Raw genomic sequence first — 12255 nt, forward strand, 5'->3', positions numbered from 1 at the left:
TTTATACAGTATGGCACACAAAAGGAAAAGAATTTTTGACGGACTCTATGCGCAGCTGGAGGAGACGGACGGCAATGTCGTGCTGTTCTCGGCCAGAGGCGAGCCGTCCGTTATCTTCGAGATTACCAATCCGGTCCAGCAGCTCTGTACGGATGCGCAGCAGTACATGCTGTTTCATGACATGCTATCCAATATCCTTCAGACCATCGGTGAGGGATATGCACTGCAGAAGCAGGATATTCTGTGCAGACAGGCATTTCACCATGACGTGCCGGATGATGCGGAGTTCCTGACAAGGAGTTATTTCAGATACTTCGAGGGAAGGGAATTTACAGAGATACGGACTTTTCTTATCCTCACTCAGGAGGCTCAGAGAAGCCAGTTCATCCAGTATGACCCGAAGAGATGGCTCGATTTCCATGCCAAGGTATCAAAGACGGATGATATTCTGACGGAAAAGCATATCCGGCACAGAAAGCTCGGCAAGGAGGAGGTCAGCGAATACTGCCACCGTTTCATGGCATTCCAGTTCCGGCACGGACCGTTCTCGATGACTAACTTCAAGGCTTCAGACGAATATCTCAGGACAGGTGACCGGATTATCCGTTCCTATCCGCTGGTGGACATTGACGAGATTAATCTTCCTTCCATGGTAAAGCCGTACACGCAGATGAACATCAACGGATACGGAATTGCAACCGACCTGCTTTCTTTTCTTACCGGCGTCCCCTACTCGGACTGTGTGGTATTTAATCAGGTCATTCAGATACCGGGACAGAGGAAGCTGCTGCGCAAGCTTCAGGCCAAGGCGAAGCGTCACGGTTCCATGCCGGACCCGAGCAACCGTATTGCCAAGGCCGACATTGAGGAAGTGCTGGACAGGCTGGCCGTTGACAGTACCATGCTTGTGTACTGCAACTTCAACATTCTGGTGAGCTGTCCGCCTGACAAGGTTACTCCGGTAACCTCCTTTCTGGAGACAAAGCTGTACGAGTGCGGCATCATGCCGTCAAGGACGGCCTTCAACCAGCTGGAGCTTTTCATGGACAGTTTTCCAGGTAATGGCTATGCTTTCAACCCGGACTATGACCTGTTCCTGACACTTTCGGATGCTGCACTTTGCTTTTTCTTCAAGGAGCATCTGAAGGAATCCGAAGATACACCGCTGACTACATACTACACCGACCGTCAGGGATTGCCTGTCTGTATCGACATTACCGGCAAGGAAGGCAAAAGGAAAATGACGGACAATGCCAACTTCTTCTGTATCGGTCCTTCCGGTTCCGGCAAGTCCTTCCACATGAACAGTGTGGTACGTCAGCTGCTGGAACAGAATACAGATGTGGTCATGGTGGATACGGGTGATTCCTACGAAGGCATATGCGGATATTACAAGGGTACATACATAGCCTACTCGAAGGAGAAGCCCATTTCCATGAATCCGTTCAAGGTCACGAAGGAGGAGTATGAACTTAATTTCGGAGAGAAGAAGAACTTCCTCAAATCGCTGATATTCCTGATATTCAAGGGTAACGCATTTCCTACAAAGATTGAGGACATGCTGATAAACCAGACCATCGTGGAATACTATGAGGCCTATTTCAATCCTTTTGAAGGGTTCAGCGACAGTGAGCGTGAGGCATTGAGGCAGAAACTGCTGGTCGCCGCCAAGATGGAGGATGACTATGAACAGTACACGCACAGCATGGAAGACATCGACAGGCAGATAAATACGGAAGAGGTTCAGGAGAAGGCTGAAAGCCGTGCCCTGCTGCTGCCTTCCGAAGTACGCCGTCTGAAGCTGATACGACAGTGCCGTTCACTGACTGCTCTGATAAATGATGAAGCTGCCACCAAACCGGAAAAAAAACGTGCCCTTGCCATTATCGAAAAATATAAAAGGGAACTTTATAACAATTCCATGCTGATTAAGATAGACAGGCAGATTGACCACATGGAGGAACAGAAGCGCAGGCTGAAGGTTCAGGAACTCTCGTTCAATTCCTATTATGAGTTTGCCCTGGAGCGCATTCCGCAGATTACACAGCTGGAGAAGATAAGTTTCAATATACATGACTTTGCGGCCATTCTGAAACAGTTCTACCGTGGCGGCGAGCTGGAGATGACGCTGAACTCCGACCTGGACACTAACCTGTTTGACGAGCGGTTCATTGTGTTCGAGATTGACAAGATAAAGGATGATCCGGTGCTTTTTCCGATTGTGGTGCTGATTATCATGGACGTGTTCCTGCAGAAGATGCGTATCAAGAAGGGACGGAAGGCTCTTATCATCGAAGAGGCATGGAAGGCAATAGCATCACCTACCATGGCAGAATATATAAAGTATTTGTATAAGACCGTCCGGAAGTTCCACGGAATAGCCGGTGTGGTCACACAGGAGCTTAACGATGTGATTGATTCCCCTATTGTGAAGGAGGCCATCATCAATAACTCGGATGTGAAGATTCTGCTTGACCAGACCAAGTTCAAGGACAGGTATGAGGATATTGCAGCCATTCTGGGACTCACAGACATACAGCGTCAGCAGATTTTCACCATTAATGCGCTGAACAACCATGAGGGAAGAAGCTACTTCAAGGAGGTGTGGATTTGCCGGGGACAGCACTCGGATGTGTACGGCGTGGAGGAAGCACCGGAATGTTACTGGGCATATACTACAGAACGTACCGAAAAGGAGGCACTGAAGATTTATCTTGCCCGGTACGGTACGCTGCAGGAGGCCATCACCCGTATCGAGGAAGACCGCAAGGCAGATGGAGGGCTTCTGTATCTGGAGTTTGCAAGAAAAGTCAACCAACATCAAAAAGTTATGTCACTATGGTAAGAACAGTATTAAGAATCATATCGGTTATAATGCTTTCTGCATTTGTCTGCATTAATGCACATGCTGCCTGGAGAATCGTATTCGACCGCAACTGTCTGAAGATTGTCATGGCCAATACCGCTTCACAGAAGCTTATCGAGGAACATCACAACCAGCGTGTGGATACCATTGCAGCCAAGAAACAGAAAGTGGAACTCTATACGGTGAGTATGGCTACCATGAAGGAACTCTACAAGCTGAGCATGGAGAACATATCCGGTTTCGGGACTGAAAGTCTTTATTATAAGGAAATAGGTCTGTGCGCTTTGGATATTCTGCGAAATGTTCCAGTACTTGTCAGTACGGTAAACAGGGCCAAATTTTCAAACAAGCTGCTCTGTCTGAACGAACTCGGCAACCTTGTAGCGGAAACCCAGCAGCTGGTCGGCAACTTCGTCAATATCGTTAACAATGCCAGAATTCCCAATCCGTTGCAGGGACAGGCAACTGCAGAAAAAAAGGATGACGGCTATAACCTGTTGGACAGGTATGAAAGGCTGACACTGGCCAACAGTATCTATACTGACCTGAACAGGATACGCTACAAGGTGGAAGGGATGGTTCTGATGGCACAGTATGCTACTGCAAACGACCTCTTCTTTGCCATAGATCCTGAAGGATGGGCAAATGTGGTGACCATGAAGAATCATGTGGGGAATCTTGTACAGGACTGGAACGGACTGGTTGCTTCAAATTATTAACCCTTAATATGTATGTGTCTGTCATGAGAATCAGGAATATAAGTATCATATCAGCCGGTATTATAATGCTGTTGCTGCCTGTAAAGGCTTCCGCTTTCATCATACCCAAAGACCTGCCGACCATCGAAGCACTCATTGCCCTGCACAAGGCCATAAAGAAGGACGAGGACAAGGCACTGACAAGGGTGGCCACAAGCTATGGCGAGCAGTCGCTCATTGAGAAGGGTGCGGAAAAGTTCAATGATGTCAGGACCACTCTGGATACAAGGCTGAACAATGCCTATTCGTATCTGGTACTGGCCGGTGCCATTTCTTCAACGGCCAACTCACTGTATCAGCTGGTAACGGAATACAAGGACTTTACCGGTAATACTTTCAGCCATGTATCGAAGAAGCCTTTCGTGGCATGGTATTATGCCGATGCCAACGTGGCAATATCAAGGGAGATACAGCACTGCTACAGACTGTATGCATCTGTGGCCGCTTCGGATATAAACCTGATGAAGGCCTCCATGGATGAAAAGCTGAATCTGGTAATGACACTGAAGTCTTCCATCGACAGGGCAAGGTACATAATAGACAATGCCAACCTGTATTGTTTCCTTGTCACGGACTGCGGATGGAAGCCGGACTATATCTGGGAGATACTGAACTCCAATGTGAAGAATGAGATAGCTGAGCGTGTAATCAATAAATGGAATCAGGGATATGCAGGTTAGAATAATGTTATTGTGCCTGTTCTGTATGGCGGTTTCAGGTACAGTTACTGTTGCCAATGCCCAAAGCATAGTCAGTGACAGTGAAAAGCAGAAACAGTGGAAGTCAATGGAGAACGGTCCGTGGGATTTTGCTCCTGACTGGTATTACTTTTTCCTGCATAAGAAATATTCCGGTGCGGAAATGTACTGGAAATGGGACTGGTTCAACTCCGGATTCCGTGTCCGTTTCAAGGAACCCAAGTCTGATGTGAAACGTATCATGCCGGTACGTGTGACTGCCGAAGAGACGCAGAGGCAGAAAATCAGGAAAGTGGAGAGTGAGCGCAAATATATCGAGGAACTGTATAAGGAAGAACTGGCAAGGGAGGCTGACAGAAATGTTGACCTGATGTATGCCACTTACAAGGACGAGTTCAACCGTATGCAGGACTGTATCACGGACGGACTGCTCTACTGTATGCAGAAGAGTGACGGCAAGCTCCGCTATCAGGTAGACGAGCTGAGCCGCCAGAATGAAATACTCTGTGCGGATATAGCCTATATACATAAAACCGGTGTCGGCTATGGACTGGAGAACGCCAAGCGGCAGAAGGCATACGAGGAAGCCAAATCCAGGATGGCAGAACTGGTCAACAGGACTGCACACCTTTGTGCCGTTGCCGCTACACACTATTAGACATTCTCTATAATTGACGATAATACAGGTAATAATATTAAACAAATAATATAATCAATCATGAATTTACTGTTTATTCCGCTGACAATAGGACTTCCGGCCATTGACGAAAGTCTGGAAAAGCTGCTGACGGCCATGGAGACATTTCCCAATGTGGCCGTTCTCGGTGATGCCGTTTCAATGGCAAAGGCTCTCGGTCTGTGTTTGGCCCTGTGTGTCGGTTCATACGAATGCTGGATGATGATGCTCGGAAGGCGTGGTATGGATGTCATGAAGCTGTTGCGTATCATTGGCATTTCCCTGTGTATTTCATCCTCTTCATGGATATGCTCTGCTCTGCAGGTTCCGGGAAAGAGTCTGGAGTCAGCTACATGGGCTATGGCCAAGGCAAAGAACAAGGAAGTGGCAGCCTTCGAGCTGAAGGTGGCACAGAAACAGAGTGAATATCTCGACAGGCTGAGAACCGTACAGGACTCCATAGCCACGGCAAAGCAGGTGGCCGAAATCGGTCAGGATGCTGCCTGGTGGGACAAGCTGATATATAATGTGGAGAATCTGGGCTCGACCATCAACAACTACGCCCAGAGGGCTGCCGTGGCGGCTGAGACAAAGGTCAGTGAATGGGTAAACGATGTAATACGCTTTGTCGGAGAACTGATTTTCCAGATGTCGTATTACGGGATGCTCGTGGCACAGAGGATTTTCATGGCCATCATGATGATATTCTGTCCGATCATGTTTGCCCTCTCGCTGGCACCGCCATGGAACTCGGCCTGGAGCCAGTGGATGTCCAAGTTCCTTTCCCTCTCGTTATGGGGATTCGTGACCTATATGTGCATCTATTATATAGACTTCATTCTTCTTTATAACCTCCAGCAGGATCTGGTGGCATACGACCACCTGCTGCACGGCTCGGTAAACTCATGGGAACAGATCGGCGCACTGGGACTGCAGGGAATAGGCTCCAACTGTATGTATGCCATGGGTATGCTCGTGGGTGCCTATATCATACGCTTCGTTCCTGAAGTGGCTTCATGGCTGATTCCGGGAGGTGTAAGTTCGGGTACAGGTTCCGTTGCCGGTTCGGCTGCAATGGGCATCACTTCGGCTGCAGGTGGTATGGCCGGAAGTATGGCAGGTTCTGCCATGAAAGGAACAGGTTCGGCTGTCAGGTCATTAGTCAAATAACTTCAAATCTTTTTACAATATGCTTATTGAATCCCTTGCACAGAAAACCAGACTGGCCATGATGACGGTATTTGCTGTAATCGGAGGCTGCACCGTCATCTGTGCCTTTACCATCTGGTGCTGCATTTCCCTTGTCAACGAGGAAAGGCAGCAGATTTATGTACTTGACGGAGACATTCCGTTTCTTGCCGAGCGTGCACGGCTGGAAGCCAACTTCACTATGGAGGCCAAGGCGCACATACAGCTGTTCCACCAGTATTTCTTCAACCTGCCGCCCGACAACGACTATATCAAATGGACGGTAGGGAAAGCGATGTATATGGCTGACGGGACTGCGCTGAAACAGAAACAGGCCATGGACGAGAACGGTTTCTATTCGGACATCATTTCCTCTTCGGCTGTCTGCACCATCATGTGCGACTCCATTCAGTTTGACGAACATGAACGGAAGTTTACCTATTACGGTACGCAGCTTATCAAGCGCAGGACCAGGGACATCAGACGCTCGATGGTGACAACAGGTTACATCGAGTCCGTACCGAGGACAAGGAACAATCCGCACGGTCTGCTCATTACCGGCTGGAGGACTCTTGAAAACAGGGATTTGGACTATTGATATACTGATATTATGAAATCATTCAGAAAAAAGATACAGGAAAGCCGTTTGAAAACGCATCTGCTTGTCAGGTCGTGGTTGCAGCCCAAACTGGGTGTCATCGGAACAAGATACCGTCTGGCCGCAAGAATCAGACTGGCCAACAGATGGGCGGCTAAACATCCGAAAACGACATTCGCAGGTGTAGCAGGGACACTGCTTCTGCTGCTTGTCAGTACCGTTGCCATAGATTCCGGCAACGGGAAACAGAGTGAGCCGGATGTCAGTTCGATAGCCGCAATGGAACCGGTGTTTCAGGGATTCCGTACCATCCAGGCAAACAAGGACATTCACCGCAGTGTATTGACGGACATGACGGTGAAGGGACAGTTACTGCGTCATGAACTGGACTCCATGATTGCCATACCTGTAAAGAGCCGTGAGGATTCCTTGAGGATCATCCTCAAATACCGGCAGCTGGAAAATATAGTCAAATCCATTAAAAACAATGATAACCCATGATTAAGATTAATTTCAAACAGCCCAAGTATATCTTTCCGCTGGTCATATTCGTTCCGCTGTGCGCACTGGTATACTTTGTGATGCAGACTTTCTCCGGCGGTGAGGAGACTGCCGGAACGGTAGCTACAGACCGTATCAACATGGAACTTCCCCAGGCCAATGCCGAGGAAGCCGGAGACAAGATGTATGAGATGTCCAGACGTTTCGGTGACGAGGATGCCTTCACAGCCGTCAGCGGTATCGGGGAGGAAAAACAGAAGAAGGAGGAACTGGAACACGGCTACAGCGAGGAAGAGCTGAACCGTCTGGATGCAGCTGAAGCTGAAAGACAGCGGCAGCAGAGGGAACTTGAAGAACTGGAGCGTTCCCTTGCAGAATCAAGAAAGCATATCAATGCATATGCCTACGGGAACGGTCCTTCGGGAAACAGTGAAACGGGTTACGGAGATATGGGATATTCCTCACAGGACGAGTTTGCACGTGACCTTGAAGAGATTCAGCGGAGGAGCTATGAACGGCAGAAGGCCATTGAAAGCGGACTGGGTATCAAAGACCCGGAAGCAGAGGAAGCGGAAAGAAAGCACAGGGCTGATTCCATAGCTAAAGTGCGTCAGGAGGAAAGGGAACGCAACCGTCCGAGTCTGGTAATCAAGTCCGATGACACCAATGCCGACAGATTCAATACGGTTACTGCTCCGGATGAATTTGCCGAGAACAAGCTTATACGTGCCATGATTGACCAGACTACAAAGGCGCATGAAGGTACACGTCTGCGGTTCAAGCTTCTGGACGATGTGACGGTAAGCGGTACAAAGCTGAAAAAGGGAACTTACCTCTATGGAACGGTAACAGGTTTCGGACAGCAGCGTGTCAGGGCTTCCATAACCAGTATTCTTGTCGGCGACAGGTTCATCAAGGTTAAGCTTTCTGTATTTGACAATGACGGTATGGAAGGTTTCTATGTTCCTGAATCGGCTTTCCGTGATTTCATGAAGGATGCAGGTTCGAATACGGTACAGCAGAATATCAGTTTTGAATCGAGTGACGGTTACGGTACCGGTATTTCTACGGAGGCCATTGCTCTCCAGTCACTGCAGAACATGTATAACTCTGCAACTTCTGCCATATCTTCCAATATCAGAAAGAACAAGGCGAAAATCAAGTACAATACCATCGTTTACCTGATAAACTCGGAAGATGCACGCTGATTAACATTGCTTTTATATCCGATTATAACAGTACCATTCATAAACTATAAAGATTACTCAATATGAAAACCAGATTTTTTCTGATAATATGCCTTATCACAGGCATAGCCGTACATCTGTCGGCCAACGAGAAGATATACATCAACCGGGAAGTGACCACACACATTGTCATGCCCGAAAACATCAAAATGGTTGATATTTCCACAACAAGGATTATAGGCAATCAATGTACAGACAATATCGTCCGCATCAAGCCTTATCTGGAGAATGATTCCATATCATCTGAAGGTTACAGGGAAAACGAACTGCTGGGTACACTCACCATTATCGGTGAGCGTCATATCGCACAGTATGACATCCTCTATACCGAATCACCCAAATATGCTTCTACCATCTACAATGTATCCTACAATGAGACACAGTCCTATATCAATCCGGAGGTTTCCATGCCGATGGCTGAGATTGCACGATATGCCTGGGCTGTCTATGGAAGCAGAAGAAAATTCAACCAGATTGTATCAAACAAAAATGGAATCAGGGCATACATCAACAATATCTATTCCATCGGTGACTATTTCTTTCTGGACTATACACTGAAGAACAAGACAAGGATTGCATACGATATAGAGGAAATCAGGGTAAAACTTACTGACAAAAAGGAGACAAAGGCAACCAATTCACAGACCATAGAGCTTACCCCTGTATTTTCCATGAACAACACCCGTAAGTTCAGGAAGGACTACAGGAACGTGCTTGTGATTCCGAAGCTCACTTTCCCTGAAGAGAAGGTGCTTCGTCTGGAGATTTCCGAGAACCAGATAAGCGGACGTGTGGTGGTACTCACCATCGAGTATGAGGACATTCTCAATGCAGACGGCTTCGACTCGGATATTCTGGACGGTGCAGACTATTACCCCTACTATTATATTGATCATTCCATAAAAAAATAGGCCATGAAGAAGATTCTGTTCATTCTGTTTTGCCCGGTTGCATTCATCGGTGCATCGGTACAGACCGGAAAGGTTTCCGTCAATGCCGGATTCCTTTTTCCAAGTACGCTGAATGCCACTTTGGGTTATGAGTATCCGCTTTCATACGGAAATGCGGTCGAAGTATATGGTGAGGTCGGGAATCACTGGCAGAAGCCGGTATGTCACAATTTCTGGAAAGGATATTTCTGGGATGGAGGTATGGTTTACAAGCACCGTCTGGCACGGTACAAGAACGGCATGATGCGCCTTCGTCTTGGGTCTCAGTTCGGTGCGGTACAGAAGAAGTTCTTCTTCGGGCTGGAGGCCGGATTTGAATACAGCTATGTGTTCCGCAGCGGACTGGAGTTTTCAATAATCCAGAAGAACAATGTGAACTTCCTGCATGGGGATACCTTCCGCAACGGTCTGCTGTTGGGTATAAAGGTTCCATTTTAGTAAATTCATATACAGTTAGAGCGTATGGCATTTGAGGAGACAAGGGAACAGCAGCAGATGTACAACTACTTCAGGAGCTGCATCTATATCTTTCTGATTATTGAAATTATCATGAACCTGCCAGTTACGGCTGACAACAGGGTTACGCAGTTCGTACTCGACCTGCTGGCACGGTTCAGGGTTTTCAATTCCGTATCGGGATGCAAGGTGGCCGAACTGATATGCATCTGTATTGTCTGTATCGGCACAAAAGCAGAAAAGTCCCTGAAGTTCAATGTAAGGACAATGGTCATCTATCCGGTACTGGCCGGTCTGACACTTGTGGGACTTTGTTTTGTATTTCATGGCATGAGTTTCGGATTCAGCTGGCTGGGATTTCCTGCCAACCGTCTTCTGTATGCGGTATGTTCGGTGGTGGGTACCATGCTGGTACATCAGGGACTGGACGGTATTGCCAAGTATTACAACTACAAGGTCGGTGAGGACCGTTTCAACTTTGAGAACGAATCGTTCCAGCAGTCGGAAACGCTGGTCAGCAATGATTATTCGGTGAACATTCCGATGATATACTACTGGAAGAAGAAAATGCACAAAGGATGGATCAATATCATCAATCCTTTCCGTGGTACGATTGTTCTGGGTACACCAGGTTCCGGTAAGTCTTTCGGTATCATTGACCCGTTCATCAGGCAGCATTCAGCAAAGGGATTTGCCATGATGGTATATGATTTCAAGTATCCGACACTGGCAAAGACGCTTTTCTATCAGTACTGCAAGAACCGCAAGGCAGGCAAACTGCCTCAGAACTGCGGATTCCGTACCATCAACTTTACCGATGTGGAATACTCTAACCGCATCAATCCGATTCAGCGGAAATATATTCCGGATCTGGCTGCAGCTTCTGAAACGGCGGCTACTCTGCTGGCCTCACTCAACAAGGGAGGTGGAGAGAAGAAGGGCGGTTCGGAAGCCTTCTTCACCAACTCTGCGGAAAACTTTCTGGCTGCCATCATCTATTTCTTTGTAAACTTCCATCCGGTCGGGTTCAGGAACGGAAAGAAGCTTAGACGCTTCATATCACTGGAGGGAAAGAAGCTGGAAATTGTCATACGCAACTGGGATGACTTCAACGCCATCGACAAGGACGGCAATGTGGTGCTTGATTTCGTGGATGAGAACGGCAATGATGTATCGACTGACGAGGACCGTATGTTTGTGGACCTGAACGGATACAGCTATAATGACCGGACTGGCAGGAAAATTCTGATTCAGAGGTGCTGGTATGAAGACGAGCATGGCAATGAAGTGGAACCGGATACCGTAACCGGAGAGTACTCGGACATGCCGCATGTGCTTTCATTTCTTGGGAGACCATACGACCAGGTATTCAATATCCTGATGCAGGATGACAGGATTGCTTCACTGATGGCTCCGTTCAAGAGTGCTTACGAAAACAAGGCGAATGACCAGTTGGAAGGTATGGTCGGTACGCTACGTGTGAACGCCGCACGTCTTGTGTCTCCGGAAGCATACTGGGTATTCACCGGGGATGATTTCGACCTGAAGATTTCTGACAAAGCAAATCCGAGCTATCTGGTGATTGCCAATGACCCGGAAAAGGAACAGGTTATCGGCTCTCTGAATGCACTTGTACTTAACCGTCTGATTACAAGGGTGAACTCAAAGGGCAATATCCCGGTAAGCATCATCGTGGATGAGCTTCCGACACTGTACTTTCACAAGATAGACCGTCTTATCGGTACGGCTCGTTCCAACAAGGTAGCTGTCACTTTAGGCTTCCAGGAACTTCCTCAGCTGGAGGCTGACTACGGCAAGGTTGGTATGCAGAAGATTATCACCACCTGCGGTAATATCTTCATGGGTGCGGCACGTAACAAGGAGACGCTGGAGTGGGCGCAGAATGATGTGTTCGGAAAGGCAAAGCAGACCTCACGTTCCATTTCCATCAATGACCATAAGGTATCAACCACAATCTCTGAGAAGATGGATTTTCTGGTTCCTGCAGCCAAGATTGCGGATATGGCAACAGGCTGGCTGGCCGGACAGGCGGCACGTGACTTTACGGCTACCGATGACAGTATGCTTGACCATTTTGACATCGAGCAGTCGGAAGAGTTCAAGACTACCAAGTATTTCTGCAAGACGCACTTTGACATGAAGAAGATTAAAGACGAGGAAAAGCACTATGTTCCTCTTCCTAAAATATATGAGTTCAAGAATGACAAAGAGAAGGAAATCCTGCTCAACCGTAATTTCAAGCGTGTGAACCAGGAAGTGGAGGATATGGTAAAGGAACTTCTCGGTATCAGCTAAA

11 protein-coding genes are annotated in these 12255 nt (G+C 47.7%); all 11 read left to right on the top strand.

The genetic code is table 11. The features are described from left to right. Positions 1-10 precede the first annotated feature (10 nt). The 11 genes from ACYIAR_RS00455 (at position 11) to ACYIAR_RS00505 (ending at position 12254) form a co-directional block, all read left to right on the top strand. Positions 11-2845 (top strand): TraG family conjugative transposon ATPase, encoded by a 2835-nt coding sequence (locus ACYIAR_RS00455; protein WP_480331401.1) that lies wholly within the window; start codon positions 11-13, stop codon positions 2843-2845. Further along, the gene (locus ACYIAR_RS00460; RefSeq protein WP_480331403.1) at positions 2839-3585 is read left to right on the top strand and encodes a hypothetical protein; all 747 of its coding nucleotides are present in this window, start codon (positions 2839-2841) and stop codon (positions 3583-3585) included. The genes ACYIAR_RS00455 and ACYIAR_RS00460 overlap by 7 nt, the downstream gene beginning before the upstream one ends. A 65-nt stretch (positions 3586-3650) precedes the next feature. Then, entirely contained in the window at positions 3651-4304 is a 654-nt protein-coding gene (locus tag ACYIAR_RS00465; protein ID WP_480333497.1) for a hypothetical protein, read from the top strand. Positions 4305-4329: 25 nt separating this feature from the next. After that, entirely contained in the window at positions 4330-4980 is a 651-nt protein-coding gene (locus ACYIAR_RS00470; RefSeq protein ID WP_394852402.1) for a DUF5045 domain-containing protein, read from the top strand. Positions 4981-5040: 60 nt separating this feature from the next. After that, entirely contained in the window at positions 5041-6168 is a 1128-nt protein-coding gene (locus ACYIAR_RS00475; RefSeq protein ID WP_242385295.1) for a TraJ family protein, read from the top strand. Positions 6169-6187: 19 nt separating this feature from the next. After that, positions 6188-6784: a conjugative transposon protein TraK gene (gene traK, locus ACYIAR_RS00480; protein ID WP_025068985.1), complete on the top strand. Its 597-nt coding sequence runs from the start codon at positions 6188-6190 to the stop codon at positions 6782-6784. A 12-nt stretch (positions 6785-6796) separates the two neighbouring features. Continuing rightward, positions 6797-7285, top strand: coding sequence for a hypothetical protein (locus ACYIAR_RS00485; protein ID WP_242385296.1), 489 nt, complete (start codon positions 6797-6799; stop codon positions 7283-7285). Next, on the top strand, positions 7282-8493 hold the full coding sequence (locus tag ACYIAR_RS00490) for a conjugative transposon protein TraM (RefSeq protein WP_480331406.1): 1212 nt from the start codon (positions 7282-7284) through the stop codon (positions 8491-8493). The genes ACYIAR_RS00485 and ACYIAR_RS00490 overlap by 4 nt, the downstream gene beginning before the upstream one ends. A gap of 62 nt (positions 8494-8555) precedes the next feature. Continuing rightward, positions 8556-9443, top strand: a complete 888-nt coding sequence (gene traN / locus ACYIAR_RS00495) for a conjugative transposon protein TraN (protein ID WP_117853295.1) — start codon at positions 8556-8558, stop codon at positions 9441-9443. 3 nt (positions 9444-9446) lie between these two features. Then, positions 9447-9920 (top strand): hypothetical protein, encoded by a 474-nt coding sequence (locus ACYIAR_RS00500; RefSeq protein WP_480331408.1) that lies wholly within the window; start codon positions 9447-9449, stop codon positions 9918-9920. A gap of 24 nt (positions 9921-9944) precedes the next feature. After that, positions 9945-12254, top strand: coding sequence for a type IV secretory system conjugative DNA transfer family protein (locus tag ACYIAR_RS00505; protein WP_480331411.1), 2310 nt, complete (start codon positions 9945-9947; stop codon positions 12252-12254). The last annotated feature ends 1 nt before the right edge of the window (position 12255 follow it).

Source organism: Parabacteroides sp. KHUB-01, assembly GCF_056640935.1.

Bases quoted from the DNA above. Each gene is read 5' to 3' on its own strand.
- ACYIAR_RS00485 (WP_242385296.1), top strand. From the start codon at position 6,797: ATGAAATCATTCAGAAAAAAGATACAGGAAAGCCGTTTGAAAACGCAT.
- ACYIAR_RS00500 (WP_480331408.1), top strand. From the start codon at position 9,447: ATGAAGAAGATTCTGTTCATTCTGTTTTGCCCGGTTGCATTCATCGGT.
- ACYIAR_RS00505 (WP_480331411.1), top strand. From the start codon at position 9,945: ATGGCATTTGAGGAGACAAGGGAACAGCAGCAGATGTACAACTACTTC.
- ACYIAR_RS00460 (WP_480331403.1), top strand. From the start codon at position 2,839: ATGGTAAGAACAGTATTAAGAATCATATCGGTTATAATGCTTTCTGCA.
- ACYIAR_RS00470 (WP_394852402.1), top strand. From the start codon at position 4,330: ATGGCGGTTTCAGGTACAGTTACTGTTGCCAATGCCCAAAGCATAGTC.
- ACYIAR_RS00490 (WP_480331406.1), top strand. From the start codon at position 7,282: ATGATTAAGATTAATTTCAAACAGCCCAAGTATATCTTTCCGCTGGTC.
- ACYIAR_RS00465 (WP_480333497.1), top strand. From the start codon at position 3,651: ATGCTGTTGCTGCCTGTAAAGGCTTCCGCTTTCATCATACCCAAAGAC.
- ACYIAR_RS00455 (WP_480331401.1), top strand. From the start codon at position 11: ATGGCACACAAAAGGAAAAGAATTTTTGACGGACTCTATGCGCAGCTG.
- traN (WP_117853295.1), top strand. From the start codon at position 8,556: ATGAAAACCAGATTTTTTCTGATAATATGCCTTATCACAGGCATAGCC.
- ACYIAR_RS00475 (WP_242385295.1), top strand. From the start codon at position 5,041: ATGAATTTACTGTTTATTCCGCTGACAATAGGACTTCCGGCCATTGAC.
- traK (WP_025068985.1), top strand. From the start codon at position 6,188: ATGCTTATTGAATCCCTTGCACAGAAAACCAGACTGGCCATGATGACG.